This window comes from Streptomyces sp. NPDC052064 (assembly GCF_055585925.1).
The window spans coordinates 294,673-314,673 of record NZ_JBVJJE010000002.1; the positions used below are offsets into that span (position 1 = coordinate 294,673).

14 protein-coding genes and 1 pseudogene are annotated in these 20,001 nt (G+C 68.7%); 5 read left to right on the forward strand and 10 right to left on the reverse strand.

What is annotated here, in order from left to right:
* Positions 1-40: 40 nt before the first annotated feature.
* Positions 41-1,063 (reverse strand): LacI family DNA-binding transcriptional regulator, encoded by a 1,023-nt coding sequence (locus tag ACZ6TU_RS05970; protein WP_037678216.1) that lies wholly within the window; start codon positions 1,061-1,063, stop codon positions 41-43.
* Between the two features lie 495 nt (positions 1,064-1,558).
* On the opposite strand from ACZ6TU_RS05970, the gene ACZ6TU_RS05975 reads away from it, so the two are divergent.
* The 5 genes from ACZ6TU_RS05975 to ACZ6TU_RS05995 all read left to right on the forward strand — a co-directional run bounded on the left by ACZ6TU_RS05975 (position 1,559) and on the right by ACZ6TU_RS05995 (position 8,212).
* Entirely contained in the window at positions 1,559-2,827 is a 1,269-nt protein-coding gene (locus ACZ6TU_RS05975) for an ABC transporter substrate-binding protein (RefSeq protein ID WP_469546976.1), read from the forward strand.
* Positions 2,828-2,918: 91 nt separating this feature from the next.
* On the forward strand, positions 2,919-3,791 hold the full coding sequence (locus ACZ6TU_RS05980) for a carbohydrate ABC transporter permease (RefSeq protein ID WP_355921787.1): 873 nt from the start codon (positions 2,919-2,921) through the stop codon (positions 3,789-3,791).
* A 12-nt stretch (positions 3,792-3,803) separates the two neighbouring features.
* Entirely contained in the window at positions 3,804-4,640 is an 837-nt protein-coding gene (locus tag ACZ6TU_RS05985; protein WP_356922365.1) for a carbohydrate ABC transporter permease, read from the forward strand.
* Between the two features lie 115 nt (positions 4,641-4,755).
* Complete coding sequence (locus ACZ6TU_RS05990; RefSeq protein ID WP_469546981.1) at positions 4,756-5,613, forward strand: glycoside hydrolase family 43 protein; 858 nt, start codon at positions 4,756-4,758, stop codon at positions 5,611-5,613.
* Between the two features lie 121 nt (positions 5,614-5,734).
* A complete protein-coding gene (locus tag ACZ6TU_RS05995; RefSeq protein ID WP_469546984.1) occupies positions 5,735-8,212 on the forward strand; it encodes a carbohydrate binding domain-containing protein in 2,478 nt (825 codons plus the stop codon).
* A gap of 407 nt (positions 8,213-8,619) precedes the next feature.
* On the opposite strand, the pseudogene ACZ6TU_RS06000 reads toward ACZ6TU_RS05995, so the two are convergent.
* The 9 genes and pseudogenes from ACZ6TU_RS06000 to ACZ6TU_RS06040 form a co-directional block, all read right to left on the reverse strand.
* A pseudogene (locus tag ACZ6TU_RS06000) lies at positions 8,620-9,767 on the reverse strand (tyrosine-type recombinase/integrase).
* 197 nt (positions 9,768-9,964) lie between these two features.
* Positions 9,965-10,345: a VOC family protein gene (locus ACZ6TU_RS06005; RefSeq protein WP_467674705.1), complete on the reverse strand. Its 381-nt coding sequence runs from the start codon at positions 10,343-10,345 to the stop codon at positions 9,965-9,967.
* Between the two features lie 5 nt (positions 10,346-10,350).
* Complete coding sequence (gene araD / locus ACZ6TU_RS06010; protein WP_467674703.1) at positions 10,351-11,076, reverse strand: L-ribulose-5-phosphate 4-epimerase AraD; 726 nt, start codon at positions 11,074-11,076, stop codon at positions 10,351-10,353.
* Between the two features lie 14 nt (positions 11,077-11,090).
* A complete protein-coding gene (gene araA, locus ACZ6TU_RS06015; RefSeq protein WP_467674701.1) occupies positions 11,091-12,608 on the reverse strand; it encodes an L-arabinose isomerase in 1,518 nt (505 codons plus the stop codon).
* A gap of 26 nt (positions 12,609-12,634) precedes the next feature.
* Positions 12,635-14,290, reverse strand: a complete 1,656-nt coding sequence (araB, locus tag ACZ6TU_RS06020) for a ribulokinase (protein WP_469546989.1) — start codon at positions 14,288-14,290, stop codon at positions 12,635-12,637.
* Between the two features lie 95 nt (positions 14,291-14,385).
* Positions 14,386-16,431 carry an RICIN domain-containing protein gene (locus tag ACZ6TU_RS06025; protein ID WP_469546992.1) on the reverse strand — a complete coding sequence of 682 codons (2,046 nt, stop codon included), beginning with the start codon at positions 16,429-16,431 and terminating at the stop codon, positions 14,386-14,388.
* A 105-nt stretch (positions 16,432-16,536) separates the two neighbouring features.
* Entirely contained in the window at positions 16,537-18,057 is a 1,521-nt protein-coding gene (gene arfA / locus ACZ6TU_RS06030; RefSeq protein ID WP_469546995.1) for an arabinosylfuranosidase ArfA, read from the reverse strand.
* 46 nt (positions 18,058-18,103) lie between these two features.
* A complete protein-coding gene (locus ACZ6TU_RS06035; RefSeq protein ID WP_467674693.1) occupies positions 18,104-19,006 on the reverse strand; it encodes a carbohydrate ABC transporter permease in 903 nt (300 codons plus the stop codon).
* Positions 19,003-19,986, reverse strand: coding sequence for a carbohydrate ABC transporter permease (locus tag ACZ6TU_RS06040; protein WP_467674691.1), 984 nt, complete (start codon positions 19,984-19,986; stop codon positions 19,003-19,005). The genes ACZ6TU_RS06035 and ACZ6TU_RS06040 overlap by 4 nt, the downstream gene beginning before the upstream one ends.
* Positions 19,987-20,001 lie beyond the last annotated feature (15 nt).

The window sequence follows — 20,001 nt, forward strand, 5'->3', positions numbered from 1 at the left end:
CCCGTGGCGCGCCGGAAGAGCCGGCGCGGCATCGCGCGGGTCACGCCGCGCCGTCGCGGGGCGGCGGGGCGGTCGAGTTGCGTACGACGAGCTCCGTGCCCACCTCCATGTGCTCCATGAGCAGCCGCTGTCCCTCGATGACGGACAGCAGCGCGCGGGCCGCCTTCTGGCCCATGTCGTGCAGCGGCTGGCGCACGGTGGTCAGGCCGGGAAAACTCTGCGCCGCCTGCGGGAGGTCGTCGAAGCCGACGACGGAGAAGTCGGTGGGCACGTTGAGGCCGCGCGCCCGGGCAGCGTCGATGGCGCCGAGCGCCATGAGGTCGGCACCGGCGACGACCGCCGTCGGACTGTGATCGTCGATCAGACGAGCCGTGGTGCGGAAGCCGCAGGCATAGGAGAAGTCGCACGAGGCGACCAGCCGCTCGTCGACCTCCAGTCCGGCGAGCCGCATCGCGTCCTCGAAGCCCTGGAAGCGGATGGACGTGCTTTCCAGATCCTCCTCACCGCGGAGGTAGGCGATCCGGGTGTGGCCCAGGTCGATGAGGTGCTGCGTGCCCTGACGCATGCCGTGATAGTTGTCGACGCTCAGCCGGGGCAGCGGTACATCCAGGTGCCGAGGGTCGATGATGACGCAGGGCAGTTTCTGCCGGCGCAGCAGTTCGACCGTCTCGTCCTCCAGGACCGGCGCGATCATGAGCACGCCGTCGACGAGGCCACGCGCCAGGAACTCGATCCGGTCCTTTTCCCGCACCGCGTCGTGGTAGGTGGCGTTGACGAGCAGTTCCTGCTCGGCACTGGCGAGTTCGTCGGCTACGCCGCGCAGGATCTCCAGTCCGTACTGACTGGTCAGGTCCAGCGCTATGAGGCCGATGAGCCCACTACGGCCGGCCTTGAGGTTGCGGGCCGAGACGTTCGGCCGGTAGCCGAGCCGCCCGGCCACCTCCAGGACACGGCGTCGGGTCTCCTCTGAGGCCCCCGGCTTGCCATTGATGACGTTGGACACGGTCATCGCGGAGACGCCGGCCTCCTCGGCCACCTGCGCGATCGTCGCCCGCCCTGCCACCCGAACTCCTTCTGTCTGCCGACTTCGGTCGAACGGTATCCGCTCGTCGGATCCCCCGGCGGACGCCACCCCTGCGGTGCCGCGCCCCCTCGGCGCGAAGCCCGCTATGTGGAGCCAGAAGGGCGCGCACCCGCTCCCCTCCCCCATGAACACACGCAGGAAACTGTAACGATAAGGCAGCTGGTGCGTCAACGAAACCGCCTGCTGTCGCATGGTTCAAGCCCCACATTAACGGCTATAACGGGGCATTTGGCCTGCCACTCCCGGGATCACGACCACGCCAACCAAGCCAATCGGCCACAGAAAGTTACGTATAGATGTCAGCTAAGTTTTGCGTTACAGTCCCCGCAATCGGCATGAACGATCGCCGCAAAATCGGGTCGACCGGTCCCTTTCCGTATGTGTCAGCACTTCCCGGCACGGAAACCGACCAGCCCGTTCAAACCCCTTCAGAGATGACAAGTCGGTCCGTACCGACGATGGGTGAGGTGTGCAATGAAGCGCTCTGGGAGACGTCTCGCGGTCGCCACCACGGTCGCCGCCATGGCGATGTCGCTGGCCGCGTGCGGAGGCGGGTCGTCCGGCGCCTCCAGCGACGGCACGGTGACCATCCACGTGCAGGCGTGGAAGGGAGGCGGCGCGGAGCCGGCGAACGTCGCGGAGATCAACAAGGCGTTCGAGAAGGCCCACCCGAAGATCAAGGTCGACTTCGAGTACATCACCGCGAACGACACCTACGTCCAGAAGCTCCAGCCCGAGCTGCTCGGTGGCAAGGCCGGCGACGTGATCATGGTCGACACGGACAAGATGAAGAAGTGGGGCGCCTCCGGCTACCTCGCCGACCTGTCCGGGGAGTCGTGGGCGAGCAGAATAGCCCCGGACGCCAAGCCCTTCGCGCAGGCCGACGGCAAGACCCTCGCGATGCCGATGGAGCTGATCGGCATCGGCCTGTACGCCAACATGGACCTGCTGAAGAAGGCGGGCATCACCGAAGTCCCCGCCGACTGGCCGACGTTCCTCGCGGACCTCGCCAAGGTCAAGAAGGCCGGCATCGACCCCATCGCGCTGCCCGACAAGAGCGGGTGGACCGGCAGCTCCGTCTTCCAGGCGAGCGGTTCGACCACCGTCTACCAGAAGAACAAGCAGTGGGACACCGACTTCCTCGACGGCAAGGCGTCGTTCAACCCCGACTGGAAGGCGTCGCTGGAGCAGTTGAAGACCCTGGAGGACAAGGGGTACGTCAACTGGAAGAACCAACTCGGCATCGACGAGTGGGCACAGGGCCCGCAGGACTTCAGCGCCGGCAAGAGCGCCTTCTGGTACCAGGGCGCATGGCAGGTCTCCAACATCAAGAAGGCCGGCTTCCCTGTCTCCTTCGCTCCCTGGCCGGGCGGCGCCAAGGGCACCAAGCCCAACAGCATGCTGTTCGCCGGCACGATGTGGGGCGTCAACTCCCAGTCGCAGCACGGTGACGCGGCACGCGAGTACGTCAAGTTCTGGTCGCAGAACGAGAACCTCGCCAAGTACCTGGAGGCCGAGAACGCGGAGTCTCCGTTCAAGGACGGCACCACGCCGGAAGCCACCGAGACCACGGCCTTCACCACAGCCTTCAAGGACGGTCGTTACCGGATCCTCCCGTCCGACTCCTGGTACGCCGCGGCCAACGAGACCGAGATCGGCTCCAGGATCCAGGCCTACCTGCTGGGCAAGGCGTCCGCCGCGCAGACCCTCAAGGACATCCAGACCGCGGCGTCCGCCAAGTAACCGGCCACCCCTGGTCAGCCGTGGGGGGAGCGCGATCGGCGGCTCCCGACCGCCCCCCACCACGGCCCGTCCGGGCAAGAGGAGGACTCCCGTGTTCCACCGACGGCGTGCCACCATGGCCGCCTTCCTGCTTCCGGCGATCGTCATATACGGCGTGTTCATGCTGTATCCGCTGGCCCGCGGCGTCTATCTGAGCATGACCGACAGCCTCGGCGGACCGATCGCCAACTTCGTCGGCACGGAGCAGTACCGTGCCATGGCCGACGACCCGAAGGTCACCTCGGCCCTGTGGCACACCGTGCTGTACGCGGCGGTCGTCGTGGTCGCACAGAACGCCCTCGGTCTGCTCTTCGCGAGCCTGCTCTTCCGCCGGCCCAAGGTGCGCAAGACGCTCAGCGTGGTGCTGCTGACCCCCACGCTCGTCTCCCCGGTGATGGCGGCCTTCATCTGGTCGTACCTGTTCGCCCCGGAGGGTGGCATCAACGCGCTGCTCGGCGTGTTCGGACTCGACTCGCTGCAGCACGTCTGGCTCGGGGACACCTCCACCGCCCTGTACGCGGTCGCCGCCGTCAACGTCTGGATGTTCGCGGGCTACTCCTGCGCCATCTTCCTCGCCGGCTATATGAGTGTGCCCACCGAACTGCTCGACGCGGCCGCGGTGGACGGCGCGAGCGGCTGGCGGCGATTCCGCAGCGTGGAGTGGCCGATGCTGGCTCCCGCGCTGACCGTGAACGTCACGCTCAGTCTCATCGGCTCGCTCAAGGTCTTCGAGTTTCCTCTCGTCCTCACCAACGGCGGCCCGGCCGGTGCCACGGACACCCTGACCATGCTCGTCTACCGGAACGTCTTCGGCGGCGGGAAGTTCGCCTTCGGCATCGCGGTCTCGGTCCTGCTCCTGGTGACCGTGGTCGTCCTGTCCAGCGCCACCTCCTCCCTGCTCCGGCTTCGCGAGCGACGAATCTGACGGACGGCAACCATGATCTCCACCCTCTGGCGCCGGACCTCCGGCACCCTCGGCACCGTGCTGCTGTGTCTCGGCACGCTGACGTTCGTCCTGCCGTTCCTCTTCACCGTGGTCACCTCGCTGCGCACCGCGGCTGATGTGGCGAGGTCCCCCCTGGGCTTCCCGCACTCCCTGACCCTGCACAACTTCACCGAGGCCTTCGGGCAGATCCACTACGGGCGCAGCGCGCTGAACACACTGCTCATCACGGGTCTGTCGTGTCTCAGCATCACCGTCATCGGCTCCCTGGCCAGCTACCCGCTGGCCCGCATCACCCAGAACTGGTCGACCTGGGTGTACCGGCTGTTCATCCTGGGCACCTCGGTACCGATCTTCGTGGTGGCGGCGCCCCTGTACCTGCTGATGCGGGACCTGAACCTGCTCGACAGCTACGCGGGAGTGGTCATCATCTACACGGCCATCAACCTCCCGGTCGCCGTGTTCTTCTACACCAGCTTCGTCCGCTCGATCCCCGTGGACCTGGAGGAGGCCGCCGCCCTGGACGGCTGCGGAGCCCTCCGTACCTTCTTCACCATCATCCTGCCGCTGCTGCGCCCGATCACCAGCACGCTGCTGACCTTCGTCGCCCTCCAGGTCTGGAACGACCTGCTGGTTCCGCTGGTCTTCCTGCAGGACCCCGACAAACGCACCGTCATGGTGAACGCCTACTCCTTCATCGACCCGCACACCGTGCAGCCGACGACCCTGTTCCCGGCCGCCCTGCTCGGCGTGCTCCCGCTGCTGCTGATCTTCGTCTTCCTGCAGCGGCATGTGGTCGCCGGGATGTCGGCCGGCGCCGTCAAGTCGTAGAGCCCGGCCCGGCCGCCGAGGCCTGAACACGAACACCGTCACCGTCCAGGGCACCCCCATGCCCCGACACCCGGCATCCCCGCCGTCCCGAACATCCAGGAAGGACCATCCACCGATGTACGTGGTCTCATACTTCACCGACACCGACGAGGCGCTCCACCTCGCCTACAGCCACGATGGTGAGGAATTCTCGGTGGTGAACGGCGGCCGGCCCGTCCTACGGGGCACGGTCGGCACCGGCAGACTGCGGGATCCGTTCATCGGGGTGGGCCCCGACGGCCTGTTCCATCTGCTGGCCACCGACGGCTGGACGAGCCCCTGCATCGTCCACGCCACCTCGGCCGACCTGCTCACCTGGTCGGACCAGCAACTCGTCCCGGTCATGGCCGAGGTGGACGGAGCCCACAACGCCTGGGCCCCGGAGTTCTTCCTGGACCGCGGGACCGGGCTGTACCACCTCATCTGGTCGTCGGTCGTCGAGTCCGGGAGCACGGCCGAGGGCCGCGACTACGAACATGTCGGCCAGGACCACCGCATCTGGCACTGCACCACCGAGGACTTCAGCACGTTCTCGGCCCCCGACGTCTTCTTCGACCCCGGTCACTCGGTCATCGACGCCACCGTGCGGCAGCTGGACGACGGCGGGTTCCTCATGGCCTTCAAGGACGAGCGAGGCACCAACGACCTCGCCACCGCACACAAGGACATCCACCTGACCGCCTTCGAGACCCCCGGCGGTCCGTACACCGCCGGCACCGGACCGGTCACCCCCTCGGTGGTGGAGGGGCCGTCGATCTTCCGGCGCGGAGGCGAGCTGGTCATGATCTTCGACCACTACCTCGAAGGGCGATACGGGGCGGCTCGCAGCAAGGACGGCGTGGACTGGGAGCCCGTCTCCCTGGCGCTGCCGCCGGGCATGCGCCACGCCTCCGTCCTCGAAACGCCGCTCCCGGCCTCGATCGCGCCGTGCTGAGGCCCCCCGCCCCAGCCACAGATTCCGGACGTGCCCGCTTCGGCCGGCCCGCCCGGTGCAGGAAGCCCCACGTCGCATCCTGCGGCGCGGAGAACACATTCACCCAGCAAGGAGCGTCGCAATGAAGCGTCGCAGATCGGACCGCCCAGGTCTGAGGGCGTCACGCGTCCTCACCCTGCTCGCCACGCTGGCGGGCGCTCTCCTCCTCCCGGCCCCCGCCGCCATGGCGGCGGGCAGTGCCCACTACGTCGACTGCTCGGCCGCGACCAACGGCAACGGCACCCAGTCCAGCCCCTGGAACACCGTCACCAGCGTCAACAACACCACCTTCGGCGCGGGAGACAGCATCCTCTTCGCCGCCGGAACCACCTGCACCGGCCAGCTCACCCCGCAAGGATCGGGCGCCTCCGGCAGCCCCGTCACCATGGGCTCCTACGGCACCGGCGCCAAGCCGGTCATCAACGCGAACGGCGCCGTCGGCCCCGTCATCCACCTGCTCAACCAGCAGTACTGGGAGATCGGCGGCCTGGAACTCACCAACGCGGCCTCCTCCCCCGCCTACCGCTCCGGCGTCCTCGCCGAGAACAGCTCGGGTGGCGTCCTGCACCACATCCGGGTGCACGACATGAACATCCACCACATCAGCGGCTACTCGGGCGGCTGGTACTCCACCAACGCGGGCGTCGGCGTCCAGACCGACCACACCGCAACCGTCTCCACCTGGGACGACGTGGTGGTCGAGAACAACACCTTCGACCACGTGGACCGCATCGCCGTCGCCGTCACCCCGGACGGGGACGGCCAGGGCACCGGTCAGACCACGGGCACGGTCATCCGCAACAACACCATGACCTACGACGGCGCCGACGATGTCCTCGTCGTCAAGAACGACGGTGCCCTCATCGAGGGCAACAAGGCCGGCTACGGCGGCGCGAAGGCCACCTGCCCGCCGTCCGGCCAGTACTGCAACGGCGCCTCGGCCGGCATCTGGATGTCCGGCAGCAACGACACCGTCGTCCAGAACAACGAGGTGTACTGCCACGTCAACGGCGCCGACGGCACCGGCTTCGACGTCGACTGGGGCAACCACAACACCACGTTCCAGTACAACTACAGCCACCAGAACCTCGGCGGCTTCCTGCTGGTCATGCCGCCCTTCTCCATCGCCAACGAGCCGACGTCGACCATCGCCAGTGACGGCACGGTCGTCCGCTACAACATCAGCGAGAACGACGGCTCCAACGCCGGCTGCCCCGCCTCCGGCACCGCGTCCCACGGCTCCGGCGTCTTCCACTTCGTCGGCAACGTCCCCAACCGGAGCGGAAGTCCGGTCGCCGTCCCGCGGTTCTACAACAACAGCATCTACATCAACAAGAGCGGCCTGAACACCCCGATCCTGTACTCGCGCAAGGGCACCAGCGTCACCGGCAACCTGTCCTTCCGCAACAACGCGGTGTTCAACTACGGCACCGGCGGCTACTTCTCCAGCGTCAACTCCACCTACAACAACAACCTCTTCTACGGCAACCACCCGTCCTCCGAACCGGCCGACGCGGCGAAGGTCGTGACCGACCCCGAGTTCCGCAACCCCGGCAACGCGAATACCTCCTCCTCGTACACCGGCACCGACGCCTACCAGGTCCACCCCTCCTCCCCGGTGATCCGGGCCGGAATGGTCATCAGCAACAACGGCGGCAAGGACGCCTTCGGCAACACGGTCTCCGCCACGGAGGCACCCAACATCGGCGCCGACAACGGAACCGGCGGCAACCTCGTCTCCAACGCCGGCTTCGAGACGGGCGCGATGAGCCCCTGGACCAACAGCGGCGCCGCCCCCTCCGTCACCTCCTCGGGCGCCCGCACCGGCGGATTCGCCCTCACCACCCAGGCGAGCGGCAGCGGCGCCAACCAGAACATCACCGGCCTCAGCCCGAACACCACCTACCTGCTGACCGGTTGGGCCAAGGTGGCGAACGCCGGGGAGACCCTCGCCATCGGCGTCAAGAACTACGGCGGCACGGAGACGTTCACCAACGTGGCCACGACGTCGTACTCCCAGGCCGCGGTGCTGTTCACCACGGGCAGCTCCAACACCTCGGCCCTGGTCTACTGCTGGAAGAACACCGGCGGCACCGGCACCGGCAACTGCGACGACCTCGCGGTGGAACGGATCTCCACCCCCTCCAACGTGCTGACCAACGCGGGCTTCGAGACCGGCTCCCTGAGCCCCTGGACCCGCAGCGGCAGCGGCGCGCAGTCCAACGTGGTCGCCTCCAACGCCCGCACCGGCACCTACTCCCTGCAGACCGGCGCCGCCACCAGCGGTGTGGAGCAGTCCGCCACCGGCCTCACCGCGGGCAGCACCTACCTGCTGGCCGGCTGGGCCAAGGTCGCGAACGGAAGTGAGCAGGTCGCCGTCGGTGTGAAGAGCTTCGGCGGCACCGAGACCTACCTGCGCACCTCCAGCACCGCCTACTCCCAGCAGCCGATCTTCTTCACCACCGGCAGCACCAACACCTCGGCCGCGGTCTACTGCTACAAGGACGCGGGCTCCTCGGCCGGCTACTGCGACGACTACACCCTGATCAAGCTCTCCTGACGGCACACGGCCCTCAAGGAGAATCCTTTCCTCACAGTGGGCGGGCCGGGATCACCCGGCCCGCCCACCCGACCCACGCCAGGAGCACCGGTACGGAGGGCCGACCATGCGGGACGTTCCGGCGGCGAGCAGTCCTCATCGCCGCCGTCACCGGCCAAGCACTGCAGTGGTACGGCCCGGAAACCGGCAAGTGAAACGGGGCCGAGCGCCGGCCGCTCCGAGGATGCGCGACATCCCTCCCCTGACAGGCGCGCACTGCACCGGACGTCCTGTGCGCTCGCGAAGGTTCTCCGAGCTGGATCTCCGGACCGGTCGAGCCGAACCCTGAGACCGTTTCACGCGCAGTGCCTGCCCGCCCTTTCTCGAAGCCGTGCCCAGAGCGTGCCCGTAAGACCGGTCAACCACGGTCAGCAACGGTGCCATCCTGTGCGCTCGGGCGCCTGGCCATACCACATACGCCCAGGCCAGAAGGCATCCGGCTCTGCAAGCGCCGCCGCTTCCCAAGCTGAGAGCGCGAGTTCGATTCTCGTCACCCGCTCCATGACTAAGGCCCAGGTCAGCGACCTGGGCCCTTTTGTTGTCCGTGGTGATTGGTTGTCGCGTGCCAGATTCGTGCCAGATGGTTGATCGTCGGGGGCGGTGGGCTCAAGTTCTGGCATGGTCGCAGCAGCTTGCCGGCGTGCCTTGCGTACGGTCGCATCGAGGCCGATTGCAACTTCCTGCTGTCGGTCGTCGTCGGAGTGCTGGTAGATCAACGCGGCCTTCTCCGAGGACTGGCCGGCGCGGACCATCGTGTCCTTGAGGGTGGCACCGGAACGGGTCGAGAGCGTGTGTCCGGTGTGGCGAAGGTCGTAGAACCGGAAGCCCTCGGGGACGCCTACGACGGTACGGGCCTTGCGCCACTTCCGGCCGAAGGTGCTGCGCCGGAAGGGGGCGCCCTTCTCGCCGAGAAAGACCAGCCCGTCAGGTCCCTTGTCGGCGAACAGCTCCATGTGGATACGCAGCTCCGGGCGGAGGAACTCCGGCAGGCAGACGGTCCGGGTACCGGCCGCGGACTTGGTGTCGCCGGGGGCACGTAGGCCATTGGTGCGCTCCGGCTCCGCGAGACGAACCGTGATCTTCAGGTGGTCGACGTTGATGTCCCGGCGGCGGAGGCCCGGGAGTTCCTCGGGGCGGAGAGGACCGTAGGCGCCGAGATAGACCTGAGGCGCCAGCGGGGGCCGAGCTGGTCTGCGAGGGCGTCGACCTGGGCCACGGTGGCGATGCGGGGTTCGGCCGTCTGCTCCTTTCCGGTGCCCTTGATCCGGCACGGGATGCGCTTGATCAGGTCGTCCACGACCGTCTCCATGATGCCTTTCAGGAGTCGGTACGCCTTGGCGGTCGTGTTCTTGGCGCCGGTCGTGCGGAGACGTTCGTCAGCGTCTGCCGTGGTGGCGAAGGTCTCCGGGGCGGGGCGCATGCCGCCGTCCGGCCCCGGACAGCGCGCCTGGTAGCGGCCGGACGGGAGCCGTCTGATCGCGCCGAAACGGCGGCGCCTGCCCTTGTCGTTGGCCATCAGGCAGCCCTCCCGCAGCTCGGGCAAGGCCGCCTCAGCGGCTGGGCCGGCCGTCGACGCGCTCGACGCGCTCAAGCAGGCCCTTGCGGCCTGGGAGAGCCGCCCCCTCGTCCCCGCCCCCTGAACCACGATCCCCTCGACGATCTCGGCCAACCCGGGGGTAACGGGCCGGCCGCCCGAGACCGCTCGAGTATTCGTCATGGCCAGACGCGGGCCTGTGCCCGGAACGTGTCGGGGTCGCTCTCCACAGGTAGTACGCACAGCAGATGACCGCCAGGCACTCGTAGCACGCAGCACTCCTGCCACTGTGAAATCTGCTCGGCGCCCAGGGCGATCAGGCGCGCGGTTTCCGATTCGACGTCGTCGGTCTCGATGTCGAGGTGGATACGGGGTGCGTCGTCGACCGCCTGGACTGCGGTGATCAGCCCGGGCAGCGCCTGGTGGAGCGTGGTGAACTGCGGTGCCGGTGGAAACGGTCGGGCAGTCACACCGAGAGCTGCCGACCAGAAGTCCGCTGCCCGGGCGGCCTCGGCTTCGGGTGTGTCGATCAGTACGGCGTATACGCGGCTTCTGTGCATCACCGTCACCGCGTCACCGGGGCGGCCGGATTGCCGTAGTAGGCGTCGGGGCCGTGCTTGCGGGTGTAGTGGCGCTCCAGGAGGTGACGCGGTGGCGGTGCCGTCGGTGAGAGGGACATGGTGTGGAGGGCGATGTCGGCGACCGCCTCGCAGATGATCGCGTGTTCCAGGGACTTGCGGGCGGTGGCCCCCCAGGTGAAGGGGCCGTGGCCCGCGACGAGGGCGGCGGGGACCTCGACGGCCCGCTGGTCGTCGCCGTCGAGGAGGTCCACGATGACGTGACCGGTGTTGTACTCGTAGTCCTTCGCGCACTCCTCCTCGGTGAGGTCGCGGGTGACCGGCACGGGGCCGTTGAAGGTGTCGGCGTGGGTGGTGCCGAGGACGGGGATGTCCCGGCGGGCCTGGGCGAAGGCGACCGCGTGGGTGGAGTGGGTGTGGGTCACGCCGCCGACGGACGGGAACGCCAGGTACAGGCAGCGGTGAGTCTCGGTGTCGGTGGAGGGGCGCAGGTCGCCCTCGACCACCGCGCCGTCGGACAGGCGGACCGTGACCAGGTCGTCGATGGTCAGGGCCTCGTAGGGGACCCCGGAAGGCTTGATGACGAACACGCCCGCCTCACGGTCGACCCCGCTGACGTTTCCCCAGGTCAGGGTCGCCAGGCCGACCTGGGGGATGGCAAGGTTCGCCTCCAGTACCTCTTGGCGCAGGCCGTCCCGGACAACTGTGGTCATCGTGGTCTCCTTCGTCACAGGGCCTGGGCGAGGCGGTGGTAGGCGGCGTTCCAGCGGACTTCCTTCGCGAACTGGTCGGTGGTGGTGTGCTCGTCGATGGTGAGCAGTTCTACGCCGGTCATGTCGGCGTAGTCGGTGAGGGTCTCGACGTCGACGGCGGAGCTGAGCACGGTGTGGTGCGGGGCGCCGGCCAGCAGCCAGCTCTCCGCCGACTCCGCGAGAGAGGGCCGCGGCTTCCACACGGCGCGCGCGACCGGCAGGCGGCGCAGGGGTTCACTGGGGGCGACGACGTCGACGGCGTTGGCCGTGAGGCGGAAGCGGTCGCCGAGGTCGGAGAGGCCGACGACGACGGCGGGGCCCTCGGCGGCGTTGAAGACCAGGCGGACGGGGTCCTCGCGGCCGCCGATGGACAGGGGGTGGATCTCGCAGCGGGGCCGGCCGGCCGCCACCGAGGGGCAGACCTCCAGCATGTGGGCGCCCAGGACACGCGGGGTACCGGGGCCGAGGTGGTAGGTGTAGTCCTCCATGAAGGTGGTGCCGCCGGGGCGTCCGGCGCCCATGACCTTCATGATCCGCAGCAGCGCGGAGGTCTTCCAGTCGCCCTCGCCGCCGAAGCCGTATCCGTCGGCCATCAGCCGCTGGACCGCGAGGCCGGGCAGCTGGCGCAGTCCTCCCAGGTCCTCGAAGTTGGTGGTGAAGGCGGTGAAGCCGCCCTCGGTGAGGAAGGCGCGCAGGCCGAGTTCAAGGCGGGCGGCGTACAGCAGCGAGTCGTGGCGGATGCCGCCGGGGCGCAGGGCCGGGCCGACGTCGTACGACTCCACGTACTCGTCGGCGAGTTCGGCCGCCGCCTTGCCCTCGATGGCGTCGACCACGGTGACCAGGTCGTTGACGCCGTAGGTGTTCACGGAGAAGCCGAACCGCAGCTGTGCCTCCACCTTGTCGCCCTCGGTCACGGCGACGTCGCGCATGTTGTCGCCGAAGCGGGCCAGCCGCATGGTGCGCGAGGTGTGGCGGCCGGCGGCGGCCCGGGTCCAGGCGGCGACCCGCCGGATCACCCTGGGGTCGGTGGCATGACCGGCGACGATCTTGCGGTCGACACCGACGCGGGACTCGATGTGCCCGAATTCGCGGTCGCCGTGGGCGGCCTGGTTGAGGTTCATGAAGTCCATGTCGATGCTCGACCACGGCAGCGACAGGTTGTACTGGGTGTGCAGGTGCAGCAGCGGCCGGTCCAGGGCGCTGAGCCCGGCGATCCACATCTTCGCCGGGGAGAAGGTGTGCATCCACACGATCACGCCGACGCAGGTGTCGGAGGCGCTCGCCTCCTGGCACATCCTGCGGATGGACTCGGCGTCCGTGAGGACCGGCTTCCAGGCGATGGGCAGGGGGATCTCGCTCGCCGCGTCGAGGCGCTCGGCGATCTGCCGGGACTGGTGGGCGACCTGCTTCAGCGTTTCGTCGCCGTACAGGCCCTGGCTGCCGGTGAGAAACCAGACCTCGCGGCTGTCGTACGGCTGGGCGGATGTCGTCATGGTGGGTCCTTTCACACGGATCTGGTTCACGCGGTCGCCTCGGCGCGCAGGCGGCGCAGACGGTGCATGACGTCGTTGGTGCCGCGGCCGAAGTAGTCGTGCAGCACGCGGTACTCGGAGTAGAGGCGCTCGTAGGCCACCGCGCGCTGAGGGTCCGGCAGGTAGACCCGGCGGTGCACCTTGCCCATGGCGTGGGCCGCGATGCGGATGTCGGGGTACGCCCCGGCGGCTACGGCGGCGTGCATCGCGGCGCCGAGGGCGGGACCCTGGGTCGACCCGATGATGCTCAGGGGGCGGCGAGTGACGTCGGCGTAGATCTGCATGAGGAGGGCGTTCTTCGTCAGGCCGCCCGCGATGATCAGTTCCTTCACCGGTACGGCGGCGGTCTCGAAGGCGTCGATGATGGTGCGGGTGCCGAAGGCGGTGGCCTCCAGCAGGGCTCGGTAGACGTCCTCCGGGCGCGTGGAGAGCGTCTGACCGATCAGCAGGCCGCTGAGATCGTGGTCGACCAGGACGGACCGGTTGCCGCTGTGCCAGTCGAGGGCGAGAAGGCCGTGTTCGCCCACCTTCTGCCCGGCCGCGAGGTCGGTCAGGTACTCGTGCGGGGTCTGGCCGGCCGCGGCGGCCCGCTCCGCGTACTCGGCGGGCAGGCCCGTGCGGACGAACCAGCCGAAGATGTCGCCGACGCCGCTCTGCCCGGCCTCGTAGCCCCAGAGCCCGGGCAGGATGCCGCCGTCCACGACCCCGCACATGCCGGGCACGACTCCGAGCTGGTCGGAGCTCATCACATGGCAGGTGGAGGTGCCCATGATGGCGACCATCTGGCCGGGTTCCACCGCCACGGCCGCCGGGGCCGTCACGTGGGCGTCGACGTTGCCGACGCAGACCGTGATGCCCTCCGGCAGCCCGGTCCAGGCGGCGGCCTCGGCCGACAACACCCCGGCCGAGTCGCCGAGTTGACCGATGGGGTGGTCCAGCTTGTCGGTCACGAAGCCGGCGAAGTCGGGGTTCAGGGCCGCCAGATACTCGGGGGACGGGTAACGCCCCTCCTGGTACTGGCCCTTGTAGCCCGCCGTGCAGGCGTTGCGGACGTACGTCCCGCACAGCCGCCACACGATCCAGTCGGCCGCCTCCAACCACCGCTCGGTGCGCCGGTAGATCTCGGGGTCCTCCTCCAGCACCTGGAGCGCCTTGGCGAACTCCCACTCCGAGGAGATCTTCCCGCCGTACCGCTCCAGCCACGGCTCCTTCATCTCGGCGGCCAGTGCGTTGATCCGGTCGGCCTGGCCCTGGGCGGCGTGGTGGCGCCACAGCTTGACGTAGGCGTGCGGGCGGTTCGCCAGACCGGGGACCTCGCACAGCGGTGTGCCGTCGGCGAGGACCGGCAGGACCGTGCAGGCGGTGAAGTCGGTGCCGATGCCGATGACCTGCTCCGGCCGCACACCTGCCCGCGTCATCGCCTCCGGTACGGCGCCTCGCAGCACGTCGATGTAGTCCGAGGGCACCTGCAAGGCCCAGTCGGGGGGCAGCCGGGTGCCGTCGGGCAGGTGCCGGTCGAGGACGGCATGGGCGTAGACGTGCTCCGCCGACGCCAGTTCCGCGCCGTCGCTGACCCGTACCACCACGGCACGGCCGGACAGGGTTCCGAAGTCGACGCCCACGACACAGGGTTCATCAGACACGGAGCGACCCACCTCTCTCGTTCGGTATGACAGTCATCGTTCGGAATACTGGACAGAAGGGCCGGGGGCCCGGCCGCGACCGGGCCCCTGGCGGGTCAGTTGACCCGCACGACCTGCCACAGTTCGTCGTCGGCGCCGTTGTCCGCCGACTGGACGATCAGCGCGCCGTTGGCGGTGGAGGCGGAGGCGACGTCCGCCACCAGGCCGCTGGCGGAGTTGACGAGCTTGACGTAGCCGTTGCCCGCGTCCGTGAGCGTCCACTTCTGGGAAGTCGCGCCCGACGACGCGTTCTGGACGACCGCCGCCCCCGACGAGGCCGAGCCGTTGTTGTCGAGGAACAGACCGCTGTTGACGTTCTTCACGGTCCACGCCCCGCCGCTGACCGACTGGAACGTCCACAGCTGGCAGTTGTTGGCGGTGTTCACCCACTGGCCGGCCTGCTTGCCCACCGTGGTGGAGGCGCCGGGGATCTCCAGGAACTTGCCGCTGTTCTTGTTGACCAGCCGGTACTGGCCGGTGGACAGGGTGGGCAGGGCGGTCTGGGTGAGGTTCCAGCGCTGGCAGGCGCAGCCGGTGTCGGACCACTGACCGGCGGCGGTGCCGACGGTGGTGGAGGCGCTGGGGATCTCCAGGTACTTTCCGCTGATCCGGTTGGTGGCGGTGAAGCCGCCCGCCGGGTTCGGGGCGATCGCCCACTCGTGGTCGAGGGTGCCGTTGTCGTCCCACTGCACGACCTTGGCGCCGTTGGCGGTGGACTGGTTCTGCACGCCCAGCACCTTGCCGCTCGCCACGTTGAAGATCTTGAAGTAACCGGACGTCTGCTGGACGAACCTCCACTTCTGGTCGCTGGCGTTGTCGGCGTTCTGCTGGGTGGCGTTGACGCCGTTGGTGGTCGAGCCGCCCGCGATGGCCAGCATCAGGTGGCTGTTGGCGTTGGACATGGTGTAGGTGGCACCGTCGGAGATGCCTCCGCCCAGGTCGATCGTGCCGTAGGTGACCGGGTTGAGGCCGGTGCTGGTCAGGTGGCCGCCGCTGAGGACCAGCAGGCTGTGGCCGTCGGCCAGCGGGAGCAAGCCGCGGCTGTAGCCACCGGGGACGGTGGAGGCGATGCGCGTCCAGGTGTTCGCGGCGCCGTTCTGGGTGTTGAGGAACAGGTCGTCGCTGCTGTTGGCACTGACCACCAGGGTGCCGTTGGCGCCGCCGGTGGGCAGCCAGGTGATGTACGGGGAGCTCTTGGGCTGGGTGCCGTCGGTCGCCTTGAGTGGGATGCCGGTGGCGGAGCCGAACGCCTCCGGGTTGGAGGAGATCTTGTAGTAGACGGCGAAACCGCCCTCGGGGGCGCCCCAGAACTCGTACGTCATCACGTAGTTGCCGTTGGGCAGCTTGGCGATCACGGGCATGCCCGGACGGTCGTCGTACGTCGAGGTCGTCACGTCGTCGACCACGGCGCCCCAGTTCACGCCGTCCGTGGAGACCTGGTGGACGATCTTCTGGCCGTAGTTCGGGTCGCGCTGGTCGGAGTAGTACACGATCAGCTTGGAGCCGGAGACCATCAGGAACGGCTCCCACACCGGGGTCTTGCCGTTGGTGGGGTCGGCCTCGCCGCCCTTGGCGATGGAGCTGACGTACGACCAGCTGACGCCGTGGTCGGTGCTCGCGTACAGGTCCAGCTCGGTGGACGACAGGTCGTTCGGGATGGAGTTGCCGGCCGCGAGGATCGTGCCGGCCGGGAAGTTGCCGATCTGCGTGGGCAGTTCGTAAAGGAACGGCTGGTAGCGGTTGCCGAAGCCGTTGTGGGTGTCGCTGATGCTGGAGATCTGCGTCCAGCTGTTGCCGTTGTCGGTACTGCGGTAGATCGGGAAGACGGGGGTGCCCGAGCTGTACTGCTCGAAGGTGGCGAGCAGGGTGCCGTTGGAGGATCCGCTGTTCTGCAGGCGCAGGGCGCGCGGGTAGAGCGAGCCGGGGGACGGGGCGTTCGACGGCGGGGTGTACATCGTCTGCGAGGCGCGGGAGATCGCGTGCGCCTGGCCGGCGGTGGGGAGGACGAGGGCGACGGCGGCTGCGAGCAGGGCCAGCAGCAGGGTGATCGCCTGGGTGCGGGGTACGGCGCGGAGTCTGGCGCCTTCCCTGGTGGTGGACATGGGCGGCTCCCAAGGAATGTCCGGGAAGAGGGGGTGGTGCGGGGCCCGCCGCTCCCCCCGAGGAGGAGGAAGAGGGGTGGAACGGCGGGTGTCCGAGGGGGTGGGTCAGCCGGCGCGGCACAGCCGGATGACGTTCCAGGAGACGGGCGGCAGGCTCGCGGTGAGGCGGCCGTCGGTGACGGAACCGGTGTCGGCGGTGTACGGGCGGACCCGGTCGGGGTCGTCCTGGGTGTTGGCGGCGCGGATGTCGGGGTCGCTCAGCACCGAGTGCTCCACCGGCGTGTAGCCGGGGAACGCCCGCAGGTCGAGGGCGAGTTCGACGTTCTCGCTCTGGTGCCGGTTGACGGCGAAGACGGTGAGCTCGTCGGCGCCGTCCGCCTCCGCGAGGTGCGTGGCCACGGCGTCGACGACGGAGACCTCGCCGAAACGTTTCGTCTCATACGTCGGCGCGACCGGCTCCACCCGCAGGACCGTGCCGCGCGCGTGCCGGGCCGCCTGGGCGAAGGGGTGGAAGGTGGTCTGCCGCCAGCTCGGGCCGCCCGCCTCGCTGCGGATGGGGGCGATCACGTTGACGAGCTGGGCGAGGCAGGCGGCGGTGACCCGGTCGCTGTGCCGCAGCAGGCTGATCAGCAGCCCGCCGACGACGACGGCGTCGGCGACGTTGTACTCGTCCTCGATCACGCGCGGGGCGACGGCCCACTCGGTGGGCTTCTCCTGCGCCTCGAAGCGGGTGTTGTACCAGACGTTCCACTCGTCGAAGGAGAGGTTGATCCGCTTCTTCTTGCCCAGCTTGGCCCGGATGTGGTCGGCGGTGGCGACCACCGACTCCACGAAGTGGTCCATGTCGACCCCGGAGGCCAGGAAGCTGCCCAGGTCGCCGTCGAGTTCCTCGTAGTAGGCGTGGCAGGAGATGTAGTCGACCTGGTCGTACGCCTCCTCCAGGACGGTGGCCTCCCAGGCGCCGAAGGTCGGCATCGCGGAGCTGGAGCTGCCGCAGGCGACCAGTTCGAGCTTGGGGTCGATCATGCGCATGGCCCGGGCGGTCTCGGCGGCGATACGGCCGTACTCCTGGGCGGTCTTGTGGCCGGTCTGCCAGGGGCCGTCCATCTCGTTGCCCAGGCACCACATGCGGATGCCGAAGGGGTCGGGGGCGCCGTTCTTGATCCGCTGGTCGGACCAGGCGGTGCCGCCCGGGTGGTTGCAGTACTCCAGCAGGTCCAGGGCCTCCGCCACGCCCCGGGTGCCGAGGTTGACGGCCATCATGGGCTCGACGCCGGCCTTCTCGGCCCAGCGGTGGAACTCGTGCAGGCCGAAGGCGTTGGTCTCGGTGCTGTGCCAGGCGAGGTCGAGGCGGGTGGGGCGGTCGGCGGCCGGGCCGACGCTGTCCTCCCAGCGGAAACCGGAGACGAAGTTGCCGCCGGGATAGCGCACGGCGGTCACGCCCAGCTCGCGCACCAGGTCCAGGACGTCACGGCGCAGGCCGTCCTCGTCGGCGTACGGATGGCCGGGCTCGTAGATGCCGGTGTAGACGCAGCGGCCCATGTGCTCGACGAACGAGCCGAAGGTACGGGGGTTCACGTCGGCGACGCGGAAGGCGGGGTCGACGGTCAGGGAGGCGTGCAGCATGAAGGTCGCTCCGGAAGGTGCGCGAGAAAGAGAGGGAGGGCTGGGCTCACTTGAGGCTTCCGACGGTCAGACCGCCGCGCCAGTACCGCTGGAGGAGGAGGAAGGTGACGATCAGCGGCAGGATCGCCACCAGGGAACCCGCGATGACGAGGGTGAACAGCGCGTTGGCGCCGGACTGGATCAGCGCTCCCTGGTACCAGGACTGCAGGCCGACGGTGAGCGGGAAGAGCTTGTCGTTGTTGAGCATCACCAGCGGCAGGAAGAAGTTGTTCCAGGTGCCGACCATGGAGAACAGCAGCACGGTGACGAGCGCCGGCTTCAGGGTCGGCAGCGCCACCGACCACAGCACGCGCAGTTCGCCGGCGCCGTCCATGCGGGCCGCCTCCAGCAGCTCGTCCGGCAGGGACTCCTGCACGTAGACCCGTACGAGGTAGACGCCGAAGGGGTTGAGCAGCTGGGGCAGGATGACCGCCCACATGGTGTTGGTCAGCGCGACCTTGCTCAGCAGCAGGTAGGTGGGGATGGCCAGGGCGGTGGCGGGCACCATGATGGCGCCGAGGAGGCTGGAGAAGAGCACGTTCCGGCCGGGGAAGCGGTACTTGGCGAAGGCGTAGCCCGCGAGGGTCGCCACGGCGGTGGCGCCCACCCCGCTCACGCCCGCGTAGACGGCGGTGTTGCCCATCCAGCGCAGGTACTCGCCGTCGTTGTAGGTGAACAGCTGCCGGACATTGGTCACGAAGGCGCCCGGCGAGTGGAACCACAGGGCTGCGGTGGAGAACAGCGCGTCGTTGTCCTTGGTGGCGGCGACGACCAGCCACCAGAACGGCAGCAGGAAGTACAGGATCATCGCCACCATCACCACGTTGACGGTGACGCGTCCGCGGGCGGCGGACGGGCGGCGGCCGGTGGCCGGGGCGGTGGTTACGGCGGGTGCGGCGACGGTGGTCACTTCAGTCCGCTCCTCTTGCGTGTGGCGAACAGGAAGAAGTAGGAGCCGATGAAGACCACCGCTCCGAGGGAGAAGGAGATGGCGGCGGAGTAGTTGAACTGCGAATACTGGAACGCCAGGTTGTAGGCGTACAGGTTCGGCGTGTAGTCCGGGGTGATCACCTGGGAGGCGGTCGGCGCCAGCACCCGCGGCTCGGTGAAGAACTGCAGGGTGCCGATGAGGGTGAACATCAGGGTGAGCACCAGCGCCGAGGAGATCATCGGGACCTTGATGCGCAGGGCCGTCTGGAGCTGGCCGGCGCCGTCGAGCTTCGCCGCCTCGTAGACCTCGCGGGGCAGGCCCTGGAGGGCGGCGTACAGGACGATCATGTTGTAGCCGGTCCACTGCCAGGTCACGATGTTGCCCAGCGAGGTCAGCATCAGACCGTGGCCCAGCAGGTCGACCTTGCCGAGACCGAGTGAGTCGCTGATCGAGTTCACCGGGCCGAAGGTCGGGCTGTACAGGAAGCCCCACATCAGGGCGCCGATCACCGCGGGCACGGCGTACGGCATGAACAGGGTCATCCGGAAGACCTTGGCGAGCCTGCTCGTCACCTCGTCGATGATCAGCGCGCCCAGCAGGGCGAGGCCGAGCATCAGCGGGATCTGCACCACACCGAAGACGGCCACCCTGCGCACGCCGGACAGGAACTGCGGGTCGGTGAAGGTCTGCTTGTAGTTGGCGAACCAGCTGAAGTGGTCGCCGCCGACCAGGGTGGAGGTCCTCAGGCTCAGCCAGAAGGCGTAAGCCAGCGGGGCCACCAGGAAGGCCAGGAAGAGCAGGAGGAACGGGCTGACCAGCAGCAGGCCCATGCCCTTGTGCCGGGTGCGGGCGGACAGCCCGCCGGGGCGCCGGCCCGCCATGGGAGTGCGAAGTCCCCTCGCGGGGACGGCACGTGGAGGTGCCGTCGCGGTGGATCCCTGCTGTCGGAGCAGGCTCATCACTTCTCCTTGCGC

Coding starts and splice junctions, on each gene's coding strand:
- araD (WP_467674703.1), bottom strand. CDS start 11,076: ATGACCACAGTTGTCCGGGACGGCCTGCGCCAAGAGGTACTGGAGGCG.
- araA (WP_467674701.1), bottom strand. CDS start 12,608: ATGACGACATCCGCCCAGCCGTACGACAGCCGCGAGGTCTGGTTTCTC.
- ACZ6TU_RS06005 (WP_467674705.1), bottom strand. CDS start 10,345: ATGCACAGAAGCCGCGTATACGCCGTACTGATCGACACACCCGAAGCC.
- ACZ6TU_RS06040 (WP_467674691.1), bottom strand. CDS start 19,986: ATGAGCCTGCTCCGACAGCAGGGATCCACCGCGACGGCACCTCCACGT.
- ACZ6TU_RS06025 (WP_469546992.1), bottom strand. CDS start 16,431: ATGTCCACCACCAGGGAAGGCGCCAGACTCCGCGCCGTACCCCGCACC.
- ACZ6TU_RS05990 (WP_469546981.1), top strand. CDS start 4,756: ATGTACGTGGTCTCATACTTCACCGACACCGACGAGGCGCTCCACCTC.
- ACZ6TU_RS05985 (WP_356922365.1), top strand. CDS start 3,804: ATGATCTCCACCCTCTGGCGCCGGACCTCCGGCACCCTCGGCACCGTG.
- ACZ6TU_RS05975 (WP_469546976.1), top strand. CDS start 1,559: ATGAAGCGCTCTGGGAGACGTCTCGCGGTCGCCACCACGGTCGCCGCC.
- arfA (WP_469546995.1), bottom strand. CDS start 18,057: ATGCTGCACGCCTCCCTGACCGTCGACCCCGCCTTCCGCGTCGCCGAC.
- ACZ6TU_RS05995 (WP_469546984.1), top strand. CDS start 5,735: ATGAAGCGTCGCAGATCGGACCGCCCAGGTCTGAGGGCGTCACGCGTC.